The sequence below is a fragment of the Mumia xiangluensis genome (assembly GCF_010994095.1).
Lineage (GTDB): Bacteria > Actinomycetota > Actinomycetes > Propionibacteriales > Nocardioidaceae > Mumia > Mumia xiangluensis.
In genome coordinates, this window is record NZ_WJYO01000006.1 from 318,653 (window position 1) to 334,267 (window position 15,615).

Consider the following 15,615-nt stretch of genomic DNA (forward strand, 5'->3'; position numbering starts at 1 on the left):
GAACACCTGTTCGACCCATGCCTTGTTCCGTATTGCAGCGTGCAGCGTGCGGCGGGACAGTGGTGGGTACGCCGACGAGAGGGGCACCATGACCGACAGCGCGAGAACGGACCCCGACGGCCCTCCCGAGCTGAGGCGCTTCCTCACCCCGAAGCTGCTCCTGCTCTTCATCGTCGGTGACATCCTCGGGACCGGCGTCTACGCCCTCACCGGTCAGGTCGCCGGCGAGGTCGGAGGCGCAGCATGGCTGCCGTTCCTCCTCGCGTTCGCCATCGCCACGCTGACCGCGTTCTCGTACCTCGAGCTCGTCACGAAGTACCCCCAGGCCGCAGGCGCCGCGCTCTACACGCACAAGGCGTTCGGGATCCACTTCCTGACGTTCCTGGTCGCCTTCGCGGTCCTGTCGTCCGGCATCACCTCGGCGTCGACGGCGTCGCGGGTCTTCTCGCGCAGCCTCGACCAGGGTTTCGGGCTCGACTTGGGCGACAACGGCATCCTTGTCGTCGCGCTGCTGTTCATGGTCGTGCTCGCGCTGGTCAACCTGCGCGGCGTCGCCCACGGCATCCTGACGAACGTGGTCCTGACCCTCGTCGAGCTGACCGGCCTCATGCTCGTGCTGTTCGTCGGCCTCTGGGCCATGACGCAGGGCAACGCCGACTTCTCGCGGGTGGTCGCGTTCGACACGCCTGACGACAAGAACGTGTTCCTCGCGGTGACGACGGCGACATCCCTCGCGTTCTTCGCGATGGTCGGCTTCGAGGACTCGGTCAACATGGCGGAGGAGACCAAGGACCCGGTCTCGACGTTCCCCCGGATCATGCTGACCGGCTTGTCGATCACCGGCCTGATCTACGTGCTCGTGTCCATCACCGCGGTGGCGCTGGTCCCCGTCGGCGAGCTCGCCGCCAGCGAGACGCCACTGCTCACGGTCGTGGAGATCGGCGCGCCCGACCTCCCGATCGACGAGATCTACCCGTTCATCACGATGTTCGCCGTCGCCAACACCGCGCTGATCAACATGCTGATGGCGAGCCGGCTGCTGTACGGCATGGCGAAGCAGCACGTCCTCCCCGCCCCGCTCGCGCACGTCGGCAGGCGCAGCCAGACGCCGTGGGTGGCCATCCTCTTCACCACGCTGCTCGCACTGGGGCTCATCACGTACGTGTTCAACGCCAGCGACGACGCAGTCACCACTCTCGGCGGCACCACCGCGCTGCTGCTGCTCGGGGTGTTCACCCTCGTCAACGTCGCCGTGCTCGTGCTGCGGCGCGACCACGTCGACAGCGACCACTTCGTCGCGCCGACGATCCTCCCGGTGATCGCGGGGATCACGTCGCTGTACCTCGTGACCCCGCTGTCGGGCCGCGACGTCGAGCAGTACGAGGTCGCGGGCCTGATGCTGGGCGTCGGCGTCGTGCTCTGGGTGATCACCTGGGTGGTCAACCGGGCGTTCTTCGGCGAACGCACCTACGTGAAGGACCCCGCCGACCTCGAGTGAGATCGACGGGGCCCTCAAGCGGTACGTCAGCGACGGATCGCCAGAACGCTGGTCACCAGAACTTCTTGCGCCACCAGCGGGGGAAGAAGCCGACTGCGCCCTGCTTGGCGTAGCGGTCGCTCTTCGCGAACCCCTGCCACTTCTCACGCTTGTGCTTCGTGCCGAGGCCGAGCTTGCGGGAGCAGCCGGGCCACGCTCCCCAGCCCTGGCTCTTGAGGACCTTCTCGGCGACGGCGATCTGCTGGCGACGCTTCGCCTTGTAGGCGTACGGCGCGTACTTCTTGCCGCCGTACGCGCGCCAGGTGCCCGGGTTGAACTGAAGGCCACCGTGGTAGCCGTTCCCGGTGTTGATCTTCCAGCGACCGCCGGCCTCGCACTGCGCGAGGCGCTCCCAGGTCTTGTCCTTGGCTGCGCTGGCCGGCGCGCTGGTGAAGACCAGCAGCCCGGCGACGAGCCCCGCGAGGGCGAGCGTGATTGCGGCGCCGCGCTTGGCGGCACCCAGGACGTTGTTCATGGTGTTCCTTCACAACGCCTGAGGGGTTAGCTGTCGGGTTCGGGCCGAAGGTGCCCGGCCTGCCGCATGGTGCACGGCATGGCTTCACCCCAAGGAGCCGAGGCTCCGGATATGGGTTCCCCACTCCCGCCCGTTTGTTGCTCGTGGTTCGCCGGCCCCGTGACCGGCCCTCCGGGGTAGATCTCGCTCGTGGGCGGGACTCGGCGTCGAGCAAGATCCCAGTCAGACTAACCGACACAAACAAGACATCAAGCCCACCGCGACGCAGAACGTCTTTTACACATCAGCGCCGGCGGTGAACCTGGTCCCACGGCGCGGGGCGATGGTGGGACCAGGCTCACCGCGCGGCACGACCACACCGCGCGCCGTACGACAACCGCGCACGCCGTACGACCACCGCGCGCGCACCGTACGGCTGCCGCTGCCGTGCCAGCCCCGCCCCCCGGTCGGTCCACATGCACGCCGCCCGCACCGCTATCCACAGGGCGACGCCGAGCTGCCCGCGAGCGAGGGCGCTCCTGGCGTGTCATGACGACGTGCCCACACCCACACCGATCCCCGAGTCCCTCATGCACGGCCCCTTCACCCGCGAGCGAGCGACAAGCGCCGGCCTCTCATCGAAGGCGCTCCTGGGCAAACGGTTCCAGCGCCTCCACCCAAGAGTGTGGGTCCACGTCGACCATTCGCTGTCCGACGTGGACCTCATCACCGCGGCTGCGCTCGCCGCGCCGTCGTACGCGAAGGTCACCGATGGCGCGCGGCTCCGACTCCTGGGCTATGACGGCCTTCCCCTACGGCCGATCTGCTTCGTCGTTCCCGATGACCACCATGTGGCGCTGGACGGCGTCCTGGTGCACCGTACGAAGCTGGTCCCGCCGGTCGACGACGTCGGCGTCACGCCTGCCGCCGCGTTCCTCGGCTGCTGCGCGGAGGAGCGGACGATCGACCTCATCGCCGCTGGGGACTGGCTCGTCCGCAACGGCCACGCGCGGATCGCGGAGATCGCCGACCTGGCAACGTCTGACGGGTGGCGGCCCGGTGCGGCACGAGCACGTGCGATCCTTCCGCAGCTGAACCCGCGAGCGCGCTCACCTCGGGAGTCCAAGGTGCGCGCGTACCTCGTTGCTGCGGGACTCCCTGCACCGGAGGTCAACGTCGAGCTCGAGGTCGGGGGCAGGATGCTGGGCTGCGTCGATCTCCTCTATCGCCGCTGGATGCTGGTCATCGAGTACGAGGGACGCCAGCACGCCGAGGACGAGCACCAGTTCAATGTGGACATCAGCCGGTACGAACGCTTCCGCGACCATCACGTCACCTACGTCCAGGTCACGAACGCACGGTTTGCGAACCCTCGAGCGATGGTGATGCTCGTCCACCAGAAGCTGGTCGCGTGCGGGTACGACGGACCGGCGCCGTCGTTCGGCCGACGATGGCGTGACCTCATCGCTCCTGTCGAGGGCGCCCACGCACGACGGCGGTGAGCCTGGTCCCACCGAGATCGCCTCGGGTAGGACCCAGCTCACCGCCGTACGGGTGGAGTCGCCTCGGGTCGGACCCAGCTCACCGCCGTGGGGTGCGGGTCAGGACTGCGGGATGTCCTCCGCCTCGTCCGGGCGCTGGGGTTCCGGCTGGTTGCGCGTCTTCCAGAGACTCGCGACCGCCGTGACGCCGAGCACGACGATGATGACTGCGAGGCTCATCAGCGTCGGGATCTCCGGGACGTCCACGTGCTCACCATTGTTGATGAACGGCAGCTCGTTCGTGTGGAGCGCGTGCAGGGTCAGCTTGATGCCGATGAACGCGAGGATCACCGACAGGCCGAGCGACAGGTAGACCAGGCGCTGGAGCAGGCCGCCGAGCAGGAAGTACAGCTGGCGCAGACCCATGAGTGCGAAGATGTTCGCCGTCAGGACCAGGTACGGCTCCTTGGTGATGCCGTAGATCGCCGGGATCGAGTCGAGGGCGAAGAGCAGGTCCGTGCTGCCCAGCGCCAGGATCACCAGGAACATCGGCGTCAGGAACCGCTTGCCGTCGATGCGGATGGCCATCTTCATGCCGTGGAACTCGTCGGTGACGCTGAAGTGGCGCTCGGCGAAGCGTACGACCGCGTTGTCACCCGCTTCCTCGTCGTCGTGGTTGCGATAGCTCTTGACCAACCCGTACGCCGTGTAGACGAGGAACAGGCCAAAGATGTAGAAGACCCAGCTGAAGTTGTTGATCGCTGCGGCGCCGAGTCCGATGAAGATCGCTCGGAAGACCAGCGCCAGGATGATGCCGATCATCAGGGCTTCCTGCTGGTACACCCTCGGCACCTTGAAGCTCGCCATGATGATGATGAAGATGAACAGGTTGTCCACCGAGAGGCTGTACTCGGTGAGCCAGCCGGTGAAGAACTCGAGCCCGTACTGACCGCCGTGGAAGCTCGCGACCCACACGCCGAAGGCGATGGCCAGCCCGACGTAGACCGAGAGGGCGAGGCCGGCCTCCTTCATCGAGGGCTCGTGGGGCCTGCGGGCGATCACGACGATGTCGAACAGGAGCACGGCGACGGTGACGCCGATCGTGATCCACCACTCGAGGGGGGTGACGTTCATGCGGTTGCGTCCTTCATTAAGTTGAGTCCTCCGGTCGGATCGGGTGTCTGAGCCGGAGGTCTCTTCCGCCGAGCAGGCGGACGACGCCTGGCACGACTCGACGCGCCGGGCCACATCGGCCGTGATGACGACAGGTCGACGAAAGGAATACTCCCCTCCGCGCGCCATTCTGCCAGAGCGTGCACATGACTCCTGCACGCGAGATGCTCTCGAGGTGGCGGTGAAGCACCTTCGGCTGGTCGACAGCCCATCGAGCACCTCGGCGCGCGGCGCCTTGATCGGACGCGGCACCCGCACCGACGTCGCGACGCTTCTCGACACCGCCGTGCTCCGTGCCCGCGAGGCCGACGTCCCTGGCCGCGCCGCCGTGTCCGGGTTCACGTGGGAGCCGCACGACGTCGATACCGAGGTCTGGTATCCCCAGGGCGTCACCACCTCCGCCGATGCGACCCCGGCCGCCGCGAGCGGTCGCGACGTCGTCGTCGTCAGCTGGTACGCCCACCAGGGATCGCACCACCAGGGCCTCATCCGCAACGGCGCACGTCTCACGTTCGTTGACCTCGCGACGCTTCGCTACCGGCACGTGCTGCTGGTCCGGCCATTCCGTACGCCGTGGGGGGTCCGCCTCCTCCCCGTGCCGATCCACGCGGGCGGCATCGCCTGGTACGGCCCCTACCTGTACGTCGCCGCCACCCGCGCCGGCGTCTACGTGTTCCGGATCGAGGACCTGCTTCAGCTCCCGCCGCACCGACGAACAGGCGTGGCTGGACGGCTCGACTACGACATGGTGCTCCCCGTGTACACGCGCCTGAGGTCCCGCGGACGCGACGCCGGGAGTCGGGTCCGCTACTCGTTCCTCTCGCTCGCACACGGCCTCCCCGACTCGCCCTCGGCACCCGCCCTCGTGGCCGGCGAGTACGGAGGCGTGGGCAAGACGCAACGGTTGTGGCGCTACGCGCTGGACCCCGAGACGAATCTCCCCCGCCGTGACGCCGGCGGACACGCGACGCCCCACGAGCTCCACGCCGACCAGGCCGCACGCATGCAGGGAGCGACCGTCCTGGACGGGACCTGGTACGTCACGACGAGCCAGGGCCGCGGCAACCCGGGCGACCTCCTCGTCGGGGCGCCCGGCGCGTTCCGACGGCACAAGCGAGTGCTGCCCTCCGGCTGCGAGGACATCGCGGCATGGCCGCAGCGGCGTCAGCTCTGGACGGTCACGGAGTGGCCGGGGATGCGGTGGGTGTACGCCGTCGACGCCGACGCGTGGCCTAGCGGTTGATCTCGGCCCACACCGCGTCGAGCGAGAGGTCGAGGACGTCGGCGATCGCCGCGATCGTCGGGAACGCGGGAGTCGCGACGCGGCCCGACTCGATCTTGCGAAGGGTCTCCGGCGAGACTCGTGCGTCGAGCGCGGTCTCAAGCATGGAGCGCTCGCCCCTGGCGCGACGGAGCAGGGCACCGAGTCGCTGGCCGCGCTCGACCTCGGCGGGAGTGTGCGGCAACCGGACCATGGCCCGATTCTAATACCGGGATACCATGGCCGGGATAGTTATTGGTCGAGTGAGGAAAGCGTCGCATGATCGAGATCCTGAATCCCGCCAAGCTGGCCCAGGCACGCGTCACGGGCGCCCTGGTCGCTGACATCCTGCAGGCGCTCAAGAGCCGCGCCACGGTCGGCACCAACCTCCTGGACATCGATCGGTGGACGCAGACGATGATCGCCGACGCCGGCGCGGAGTCCTGCTACGTCGACTACGCACCGTCCTTCGGTAGCGGTCCGTTCGGCCACTACGTGTGCACGGCCGTCAACGATGCCGTGCTCCACGGCCTGCCGTACGACTATGCGCTCGCGGACGGCGACCTTCTGACGCTGGACCTCGCCGTCTCCCAGGGTGGGGTCGCCGCAGACTCGGCGATCAGCTTCGTCGTGGGTGAGTCGCCGGCCCCGGAGAGCCTCGCGCTGATCGACGCCACCCAGCGCGCCCTGCGCGCAGGGATCGCCGCCGCCGGGCCAGGTGCGCGGACCGGCGACCTCTCGTACGCGATCGGGTCGGTCCTCAGCGAGGCGGGCTACCCGATCAACACCGAGTTCGGGGGTCACGGCATCGGGTCGACGATGCACCAGGACCCGCACATCTCGAACACCGGGCGACCCGGCCGCGGCTACAAGCTGCGCCCCGGCCTGCTGCTCGCCCTCGAGCCGTGGGTCATGGAGGACACGGACGAGCTCGTCACGGACGCCGACGGATGGACGCTGCGGAGCGCCACGGGTTGCCGGACGGCGCACAGCGAGCACACGATCGCGATCACCGAGGACGGGGCCGAGATCCTCACCCTGCCGACGCAGGACCGCTGAGGCCGCAGCCGGGTCTAGCCGGCTCCGGCCGCCTGCATCTGGCGGAGCTCCTTCTTGAGCTCGCCGATCTCGTCGCGCAGTCGCGCCGCCACCTCGAACTGCAGCTCCTCGGCCGCGGCGTGCATCTGGGTGTTGAGGTCCTGGATCAGCACCGCCAGCTCGGACGCCGCCATCGTCGACGTGTCGACGTGCGTGCCGTCGCCGGACGCACCCACCAGCGGAACCGGCGACTTGCCGCGCGACTGCGCCCGGCCGGAGCCGACGAGCTGCTCGAGGTCGGCGTCCTCCCTGGCCAGCATGTCGGTGATGTCGGCGATCTTCTTGCGCAGCGGCGTCGGGTTGATGCCGTGCTCGGTGTTGTACGCGATCTGGATCGCGCGCCGTCGGTTGGTCTCGTCGATCGCCTGCTCCATCGACGGGGTGACCGAGTCTGCGTACATCACGACCTGGCCCGACACGTTGCGGGCAGCACGCCCGATCGTCTGGATCAGGGAGCGGCCCGAGCGCAGGAACCCCTCCTTGTCGGCGTCGAGGATCGCGACCAGGCTCACCTCGGGCAGGTCGAGACCCTCGCGGAGCAGGTTGATGCCGACCAGGACGTCGTACTCACCCATCCGCAGCTCGCTCAGCAGCTCGACCCGTCGCAGCGTGTCGACCTCGCTGTGGAGGTAGCGGGTCCGGATGCCGGCCTCGAGGAGGTAGTCGGTGAGGTCCTCGGCCATCTTCTTGGTCAGGGTGGTGACCAGGACGCGCTCGTTGCGCTCGACGCGGCCCCTGATCAGGTCGATCAGGTCGTCGATCTGCCCCTTGGTCGGCTTCACGATGACCTCGGGATCCACCAGGCCGGTCGGCCGGATGATCTGCTGGACGATGTCGCTCTCGTCCTCGACCTTGGACATCTCGTACGGGCCGGGGGTGGCCGACAGGTAGACGGTCTGGCCGATGCGCTGCAGGAACTCCTCCCACTTGAGCGGGCGGTTGTCCATCGCGCTCGGGAGCCGGAAGCCGTGCTCGACGAGCGTGCGCTTGCGTGACATGTCGCCCTCGTACATGCCGCCGATCTGCGGGATCGTCACGTGCGACTCGTCGACGACGAGGAGGAAGTCCTCGGGGAAGTAGTCGAGGAGGCAGTTGGGCGCAGAGCCGGGCAGCCGCCCGTCCATGTGCAGCGAGTAGTTCTCGATGCCGGAGCAGGTGCCGACCTGGCGGATCATCTCCACGTCGTACGTCGTGCGCATCCGTAGGCGCTGAGCCTCGAGCAGCTTGCCCTGACGCTCGAGCTCGCCGAGCCGCTCCTCGAGCTCCCGCTCGATCCCCTGCACCGCCGTCTCGAGCTTCTCCGGACCGACGGTGTAGTGCGTGGCCGCGCCGACGTACAGCTCCTGCTCGTCGCTCAGCACCTCGCCGGTGAGCGGGTGCAGCGTCATCAGGCGCTCGATCTCGTCGCCGAAGAACTCCACCCGCACCGCCAGCTCCTGGTAGACCGGGAAGATCTCCAGCGTGTCGCCGCGCACCCGGAACGTCCCGCGTGTCGCGGCCAGGTCGTTGCGGGCGTACTGGGCGGTCACCAGCGTGCGGAGCAGCTTGTCGCGGTCCATCTCCGAGCCGACCTGGAGGTGGATCATGCGGTTCATGTATTCCTCGGCGGAACCGAGGCCGTAGATGCACGAGACGGTGGCGACCACGATCACGTCACGGCGGGTGAGGAGGTTCCAGGTCGCGGAGTGGCGCAGACGCTCGACCTCCTCGTTGATCGAGGAGTCCTTCTCGATGTAGGTGTCGGTCTGGGGGACGTACGCCTCGGGCTGGTAGTAGTCGTAGTACGAGACGAAGTATTCGATGGCGTTGTCGGGGAACAGGTGCCTCAGCTCGTTGGCGAACTGCGCGGCCAGCGTCTTGTTGGGCTGCATCACGAGGATCGGACGCTGAACCTGCTCCGCGAGCCAGGCCACCGTCGCTGTCTTGCCCGTGCCGGTGGCGCCGAGCAGGACCGTGTCGGTGTCGCCGCGCTGCACGCGCTCGGTGAGCTGCTTGATCGCCTGCGGCTGGTCGCCGCTGGGCTCGAAGTCCGAGACCACCCGCAGCGGCGCGACCTGGCGCTGGAGATCCTTGACAGAACGCATGACACCGAGACTACGGCGTCGGTGTGACAGAGTCCTTCCGCGAGCGGCGGCGCCGGTACGCCGGAGCGAGCACGACCAGGCTCACCAGCGCGAGGATGACGACGCCGACGAGCACGGGAGAGATCGCGTTCACGTCCTCGCTGCTGCCGTCGACCACCACGTCGTCGCCGGAACCCGCAGTGACCCCGCCGGCGGCTGACTCCTCCACCGGCGTCGGCACGGCTGCGGTCGGCGTCGGGGACGGACCTGTCGGGCGGTACGCGGCGCGGTCGCTGGACGCCGCCTCCAGCTCGGTGAGCACCGCGTCGTCCACCGGTCCCGTGCCGCTGCACACGCTGGTCGTCAACGCACCGTCGTCTGCGCCCCGGGCGAAGAAGACGTACTGCTGGTCCTCCTCGAACGCCCACGGCTGCACGTCCATGTCCGGCTCCACCTGGACCGGCACCGTGCTCGGGACCTCGCCCTTGTAGACGTCGGTGACCGCGACGACGACCGTGTCCTCGTCGGCCGCGCTCGAGGTCGGCGTCCCGACGAAGACGGCGTCGGAGCGATCCAGCTGCTCGGCGGCATCCGTCTGCGCGCAGCTCGTCGCCGCGGCGGGGGCCGAGTACAGGCCCAGCACCATCACGACCGCGGCCAGCCACACCGTCGTACGCATCCCGGTCTCCCGCCGCTCTCTCACGACGATATCCGCCGCGTGCGCCTACCGTACCCGCTCGAAGTGCCCCGGTATGTGGTGTCGCTCCCCTGGAAAACGCACTGAAGCCCTAGACTTCGCATGTGGGAGAAGAGAACGCGGAAGCAGCCGAACCACGTACGCTCCGGGGAGCGCGGGCCACCGCCGCCCGGCGCCGCGCACGCGAGGACGAGATCATCCGTGCGACGCGCACGCTGTTCGACACCGTCGGCGTCCGAGACGCCCAGATCGAGGACATCGCCCAGGCGGTCGGGATCAACCGCGCGATCATCTACCGCCACTTCTCCGGCAAGGAGGAGCTCTTCGCGGTGACGCTCATCGGTTATCTCGACGAGATCGCCGAGGTCATGCGCGCCGCCGACGACGAGTCGGCTCCCACGCCGCAGCGGCTCACGAGCGTCGCGGAGGCCTTCCTGGACCGTGGCCACGAGTACCCCGCGTTCGTCGACTGCGCCCTCGATCTGCTGAGCAAGTCGGCCGAGGAGCTGTTCGAGAGCGTCTCCGAGGGAGCCATGATCCGGCTCGGACGCGGCATGCTCGGGCCGCTCGGCGCGCTCGCCCACGTGCTGGAGGACGGCAACAAGACCGGCGAGTTCCACGTCGACGACCCGTTCATGCTCGCCAACATGCTCTACACGCAGTCGCTGGGCGCTCTTCAGTTCGCCCGCAACCAGCTGCTGGTCAGCGAGGGCGCGCCCGGGGTGCCCGCCGTACGCCGGGTCCCGTGGGAGGCCGTCAAGCGGCACACGATCCGTGCGGTGCACGCGATGGCGGTCGCCGACGACGTCGACGACCGCCCCTGAGGCGCGTCAGCGCTCGAGGATGGCCGTCACGCCCTGACCCCCTGCGGCGCAGATCGAGATGACACCGCGACCGGAGCCCTTCTCGGCGAGCAGCTTGGCGAGCGTCGCGACGATGCGTCCGCCGGTGGCCGCGAAGGGGTGACCGGCCGCGAGCGACGAGCCGGCCACGTTGAGCTTGCTGCGGTCGATCGAGCCGAGAGGAGCGTCGAGCCCGAGGCGCTCCTTGCAGAAGATCGGGTCTTCCCATGCCTTGAGGGTGCTGAGGACCTGCGACGCGAACGCCTCGTGGATCTCGTAGAAGTCGAAGTCCTGCAGCGTGAGCCCCGCGCGCTCCAGCATGCGTGGCATCGCGTACGCGGGAGCCATGAGGAGGCCCTCGCTGCCGCTGACGTAGTCCACGGCAGCCGTCTCGTACTCGGTGAGGTACGCGAGGGGCTCCCAGCCCTTCTTCTTCGCGTAGTCCTCCGAGGCGAGCAGCACCGTCGACGCACCGTCGGTCAGCGGCGTGGAGTTGGCGGCCGTCATCGTGGCGCCCTCACCCTTGCCGAACACCGGCTTGAGCGTTGCGAGCTTCTCGACGGACGAGTCACCGCGCAGGTTCTGGTCGCGGTCGAGCCCGAGGTAGGGCGTCAGCATGTCGTCGAGGAAGCCACGGTCGTACGCCGCGGCGAGCTTGTGGTGCGACTCGACGGCGAGCTGGTCCTGGTCCTCGCGGCTGATGCCCCACTCGACCGTGGTCAGCGCCTGGCTCTCCCCCATGGAGAGGCCGGTGCGCGGCTCGGAGTTCTGCGGGATCGACGGAGCGAGGTCGGACGGGCGGATCTTCGCCAGCGCAGCGACGCGACCCTTCAGCGACTTCGCGCGGTTCGCCTCGAGCAGCGCCTTGCGCAGCCCCTCGCCCACGGCGATCGGAGCGTCGGAGGTCGTGTCGGAGCCGCCGGCGATGCCGACGTCGATCTTGCCGAGGGCGATCTTGTTGGCGACGAGGATCGCGGCCTGGATGCCGGTGTCGCAGGCCTGCTGGACGTCGTACGCCGGCGTCGTCGGGTCGAGCTTCGAGCCGAGGACCGTCTCCCGTGCAAGGTTGAAGTCGCGGCTGTGCTTGAGGACGGCGCCGGCGGCGAACTCGCCCACACGCTCCCCCGCCAGGTCGTACCGATCGACCAGCCCGTCGAGCGCTGCCGTCAGCATGTCCTGGTTCGACGCGTGCGAGTAGACGGTGTTGGACCGCGCGAAGGGGATCCGGTTGCCGCCGATCACCGCGACGCGGCGCGGCGCCGTGCCGCGACCCGCGGACGTCGATGCTGAGCGCTTGGTGGTTGCCATGGGGTCTCCTCGGGAGGACGTCGTTGCGTGGGCCACACTTGCGGGAGGGGACGGCGAGTCCCTGTACCGGCGATGTAACTCTAGGTTACGGTAGACCTCAATTCCAGATACCAAGGGTATTCGAGAGGCAGGACACACGACATGAGCGACCGCTACCAAGACCTCGTCCACACGTCGGTCGGCAAGTTCTTGGTGAAGACCCTGGGTCTGCCCAACCCCCCGCGCCTCGAGCGCTACAACGCGGGTGACCCGCTCGTGTCAGGCACCATCCTCGTCGGCGCTGCACCCGGAAGCACGCTCGGCACCGCTGTCGCCGACGCCCTGGCCGCACTCTCGATCGCCTCGACCGACGCGCTCGCGGAGGGCGAGAAGATCAAGGGAGTCGTGTTCGACGCGACCGGCCTCGACTCCGCCGGCGACCTCGACCGCATCCAGGAGTTCCTCACCCCGGTCCTGCGCAGCCTCGGCCGCTGTGCCCGCGTCGTGCTCCTCGGCACACCGCCCGAGCACGCCGACACCGCCGGCCGCGCCATCGCCCAGCGAGCCCTCGAAGGCATCTCACGCTCCCTCGGCAAGGAGCTCGGCAACGGCTCCACCGCTCAGTCCGTCTACGTCGCCGGCGGCGCCGAGGACGCGATCGCGTCCACCCTCGGGTTCCTGCTGTCGCCGAAGTCCGCGTACGTCAGCGGCCAGGTCGTCCGGATCGGCACGGCAGGCATCACCGACGCCCCCGCCTTCGACGTCGCTGCGCCGCTTGTGGGCAAGGTCGCGCTCGTCACGGGTGCCTCGCGCGGGCTCGGCCTCGCGATGGCTCAGACGCTCAAGCGCGACGGCGCGACCGTCGTCGGCCTCGACGTCGCACCCCTCGCCGACGACCTCGAGCGCGAGATGGCAGCTCTCGACGGTGAGGCGATCGTCCTGGACATCACCGCCCCGGACGCGCCACAGCGGATCGCCGCGTACCTGTCCGAGCACCACGGCGGCGTCGATGTGGTCGTCCACAACGCTGGGATCACGCGCGACAAGCGGCTGCGCAACATGGCGACCGAGAACTGGCACAAGGTCGTCGAGATCAACGTCGACGCTCCGCAGCGGATCACCGCCGAGCTCCTCGACCAGAAGCTGATCCACAGCGGCGGCACGATCCTGGGCGTCTCGTCGATCGCCGGCATCGCGGGCAACAACGGCCAGACGAACTACGCTGCCTCGAAGGCCGGCGTGATCGGCTGGGTCGCCGAGCTCGCGCCTCGGGTCGCAGCCGACGGCATCACCATCAACGCCGTCGCACCGGGCTTCATCGAGACCGACATGGTCAAGACGATCCCGCTCACGATCCGCGAGGCCGGTCGCCGGATGAACTCGCTCTCGCAAGGGGGCCAGCCGATCGACGTCGCGGAGACCATCGCCTGGTACGCGAACCCCGGCTCGGGAGCCGTCTCGGGCAACGTCGTCCGGGTGTGCGGCCAGAGCCTGCTGGGAGCCTGACGTGACGGTTCGCCAGTTCGAGCGGGCGCCTGCCACCCTCCCGCTCTACCTGCGTGCCGCACTCCCGGCGATCCCGGTGGTCGGCAACCTTCCCGGCGTACGCCACGTTCCGGGGTCGGTGCCCGACGTGACGCTCGTGCGCGCCGGTGTCACGACCGACCTCGCCGATCTGGCGGCGTACGCCACGGTGTGCGGGTTCAGCATCCGCGACACGCTGCCCGTCACCTACCCGCACATGGCCGCGTTCGGCCTGCAGATGACCCTCATGACCGACACGGCGTTCCCGTTCGCGCCGATGGGTCTGGTCCACCTGCGCAACAGCATCACGCAGCACCGGCCGATCGCGGTCACCGAGTCGTACGCCGTCTCCGTCCAGGCGACACACCTGCGGGAGCACCCGAAGGGCAGGCTGATCGACATCGTCAGCGTCGCCCGGGTCGGGGCCGAGACCGTGTGGGAGGAGACGATGACGCTCTTCCGGCGTGGCGGCGGTGGGGCTGCCGAGGCGCAGCGTGCGCCGCTCGACGACGTCGAGGCGCCGGCGGGGACGGCCACGTGGTCGCTCGATGCCGGGCTCGGGCGCCGCTACGGCGCGGTGTCGGGTGATCGCAACCCGATCCACCTGTCGCGACTGTCGGCCAAGGCCTTCGGCTTCCCGCGGCAGATCGCGCACGGCATGTGGACCAAGGCGCGGGCCCTGGCGGCGATCGAGAACCGTCTCCCTGGCGCCTACACGGTCGACGCCGAGTTCCGGCGCCCGATCCTGCTCCCGGCCGAGGTCACGTTCGGCCACGTCGTCGAAGGCGACCGCCAGCTGTTCGGCGTCACGGGACACGCACGGGGCGACAAGCCCGCACCGACGCACCTCGTCGGGCGCGTCGTACCCGCCTGAGCCGACGTACGGCGCGGATGGTGGCCGCTCAGGCCTGCGCAACTCAGGGCGCGAGAACGACGCCGCCACCCAGCCAGCCAGCCAGCCGACCCACGCTTGATCGTGCAGGATCGGTGCTCAGATGAAGCACCGATCCTGCGCGATCATCTCGCCATCGGCGATGCGCCCGGGAGCCATGAGGACTTGCCCGACCGTGCTGTTACCCACGTCGTTGCCGAGGGGCCGCCACCTGCTCGAACTGGTATCTGCCGACGCCGTCCCGGAGGCTCGACGAACCGTACGACTGGCCAGCGCCGGCAGACACTTGGTGCTTCCGTCAGAGTGCTCCGCCGCGTAGCCGCTGCCGAGACCGGGGCGGCGTGAAACGAGACTTTCGTCGACTTTGTGGCGCGCGGGTCCTGACCGGGTCCGGCTGGTCACCGCGAGCCAGCCAAGGCTTCGGCGCAAATGACCCGCGACAGACGGGAGTGATGGGTGCTCTCACTCGACGCGTTGTCGCGTTGAGTGAGAGCCACCCTTGGTTGGTACTTGCTAGTCGGCTGAGCAGGAAGCTTCAGATTCCATCTTCTCGGCGTTCTCGTTGAGAACGGTCGGCGTCACGTCGTCGATCTTCTGGGCGATTGCCGCCGGCGTGTCGCCACTAAACTCGGCGACGACCTGAGGCGCAACACCGCTCGCCTCCTGGCTTGCGACTGTCACTGCCGCGACGGCAGCCTCGGGGTCGACCGCGACGCCCTCGAACTCGCCTTCTCCGACGACGCCGCCATCGGCTGGCACGGCGCCCTCGCTGCCGACCGCACCCCAGCCTGCCGGGGAGTTGCCGTCCTCACCGCACTGCGCGTCATACCAGGTCAGTGCGAGAACGTACTCGTGCCCGACCTCCAGACGAGGCCCATTGTCCGGTGCAGCCTCGACAAGCTTCCCGCTCTGGTCGACCCATCCGGTGACCGGCATGGTAAAGGTACTCGGTGCGGGGTGCGTCGAGTCATCCGCGCGCCACAGCACTTCTGCAGTGTCGATCGTGATGTCGCGGCCGATGAGCTGCGAGTCACCCTCGCCGTCCAGCGGCGGAACATTCTGGGTGGCCTCAGAGGTGACGAACGCGCTCACGAGGTATTCAGCGCCAGCTGCCCAATCCGCAAGGCTGGAGGACGGGTAGTACTCCATGGCCGACAGAATGACAGGTCCATCGGAGTTTGCGCGCGGGCTCGCAATCGACTGCTCAGCCGCACTGTGCTGGGCGAGACCAAGGGCGATCACCGAAGCGGCCGCCACTAGCGCCGGCGGGATGGCGCGTCGGGTGTTCTTCGACAGGTTCATCGGT

14 protein-coding genes and 1 riboswitch are annotated in these 15,615 nt (G+C 68.7%); of the genes, 7 read left to right on the top strand and 7 right to left on the bottom strand.

Annotated elements, in window-relative coordinates:
• The first annotated feature begins 88 nt into the window (after positions 1 to 88).
• The gene (locus tag GH747_RS19260) at positions 89 to 1,498 is read left to right on the top strand and encodes an APC family permease (protein ID WP_149771239.1); all 1,410 of its coding nucleotides are present in this window, start codon (positions 89 to 91) and stop codon (positions 1,496 to 1,498) included.
• A 52-nt stretch (positions 1,499 to 1,550) separates the two neighbouring features.
• Here the strand turns inward: GH747_RS19260 and GH747_RS19265 are convergent, their stop codons facing one another.
• Positions 1,551 to 2,012 (bottom strand): transglycosylase family protein, encoded by a 462-nt coding sequence (locus GH747_RS19265; RefSeq protein WP_149771240.1) that lies wholly within the window; start codon positions 2,010 to 2,012, stop codon positions 1,551 to 1,553.
• Between the two features lies 1 nt (position 2,013).
• A riboswitch (cyclic di-AMP (ydaO/yuaA leader) is annotated at positions 2,014 to 2,176 on the bottom strand.
• A gap of 531 nt (positions 2,177 to 2,707) precedes the next feature.
• On the opposite strand from GH747_RS19265, the gene GH747_RS19270 reads away from it, so the two are divergent.
• Positions 2,708 to 3,493: a hypothetical protein gene (locus tag GH747_RS19270; protein ID WP_149771241.1), complete on the top strand. Its 786-nt coding sequence runs from the start codon at positions 2,708 to 2,710 to the stop codon at positions 3,491 to 3,493.
• 99 nt (positions 3,494 to 3,592) lie between these two features.
• On the opposite strand, the gene GH747_RS19275 is transcribed toward GH747_RS19270, so the two are convergent.
• Positions 3,593 to 4,606, bottom strand: coding sequence for a TerC family protein (locus tag GH747_RS19275; protein ID WP_149771242.1), 1,014 nt, complete (start codon positions 4,604 to 4,606; stop codon positions 3,593 to 3,595).
• A gap of 214 nt (positions 4,607 to 4,820) precedes the next feature.
• On the opposite strand from GH747_RS19275, the gene GH747_RS19280 reads away from it, so the two are divergent.
• A complete protein-coding gene (locus GH747_RS19280) occupies positions 4,821 to 5,888 on the top strand; it encodes a hypothetical protein (protein ID WP_149771243.1) in 1,068 nt (355 codons plus the stop codon).
• Here GH747_RS19280 and GH747_RS19285 read toward each other — a convergent pair.
• Positions 5,878 to 6,120, bottom strand: a complete 243-nt coding sequence (locus GH747_RS19285; RefSeq protein ID WP_149771244.1) for a helix-turn-helix domain-containing protein — start codon at positions 6,118 to 6,120, stop codon at positions 5,878 to 5,880. The genes GH747_RS19280 and GH747_RS19285 overlap by 11 nt on opposite strands.
• Positions 6,121 to 6,185: 65 nt before the next feature.
• Between GH747_RS19285 and map the strand changes: the two genes are divergently transcribed.
• Positions 6,186 to 6,965 carry a type I methionyl aminopeptidase gene (gene map, locus GH747_RS19290; protein WP_149771245.1) on the top strand — a complete coding sequence of 260 codons (780 nt, stop codon included), beginning with the start codon at positions 6,186 to 6,188 and terminating at the stop codon, positions 6,963 to 6,965.
• Positions 6,966 to 6,979: 14 nt separating this feature from the next.
• Here the strand turns inward: map and uvrB are convergent, their stop codons facing one another.
• Together uvrB and GH747_RS19300 are read right to left on the bottom strand one after the other, a co-directional pair.
• Positions 6,980 to 9,088: an excinuclease ABC subunit UvrB gene (gene uvrB, locus GH747_RS19295; RefSeq protein ID WP_149771246.1), complete on the bottom strand. Its 2,109-nt coding sequence runs from the start codon at positions 9,086 to 9,088 to the stop codon at positions 6,980 to 6,982.
• A 10-nt stretch (positions 9,089 to 9,098) separates the two neighbouring features.
• Positions 9,099 to 9,770, bottom strand: a complete 672-nt coding sequence (locus GH747_RS19300) for a hypothetical protein (protein ID WP_149771247.1) — start codon at positions 9,768 to 9,770, stop codon at positions 9,099 to 9,101.
• Positions 9,771 to 9,868: 98 nt separating this feature from the next.
• On the opposite strand from GH747_RS19300, the gene GH747_RS19305 reads away from it, so the two are divergent.
• Positions 9,869 to 10,588, top strand: coding sequence for a TetR/AcrR family transcriptional regulator (locus GH747_RS19305; protein WP_149771248.1), 720 nt, complete (start codon positions 9,869 to 9,871; stop codon positions 10,586 to 10,588).
• A 6-nt stretch (positions 10,589 to 10,594) separates the two neighbouring features.
• Here GH747_RS19305 and GH747_RS19310 read toward each other — a convergent pair whose 3' ends face one another.
• Positions 10,595 to 11,914, bottom strand: coding sequence for an acetyl-CoA C-acetyltransferase (locus tag GH747_RS19310; protein ID WP_149771249.1), 1,320 nt, complete (start codon positions 11,912 to 11,914; stop codon positions 10,595 to 10,597).
• Between the two features lie 141 nt (positions 11,915 to 12,055).
• Between GH747_RS19310 and GH747_RS19315 the strand changes: the two genes are divergently transcribed.
• Entirely contained in the window at positions 12,056 to 13,399 is a 1,344-nt protein-coding gene (locus tag GH747_RS19315; RefSeq protein WP_149771250.1) for a 3-oxoacyl-ACP reductase, read from the top strand.
• A gap of 1 nt (position 13,400) precedes the next feature.
• Positions 13,401 to 14,291 carry a MaoC family dehydratase gene (locus GH747_RS19320; protein ID WP_149771251.1) on the top strand — a complete coding sequence of 297 codons (891 nt, stop codon included), beginning with the start codon at positions 13,401 to 13,403 and terminating at the stop codon, positions 14,289 to 14,291.
• A 531-nt stretch (positions 14,292 to 14,822) separates the two neighbouring features.
• Here GH747_RS19320 and GH747_RS19325 read toward each other — a convergent pair.
• On the bottom strand, positions 14,823 to 15,611 hold the full coding sequence (locus GH747_RS19325; RefSeq protein WP_149771252.1) for a hypothetical protein: 789 nt from the start codon (positions 15,609 to 15,611) through the stop codon (positions 14,823 to 14,825).
• Positions 15,612 to 15,615 lie beyond the last annotated feature (4 nt).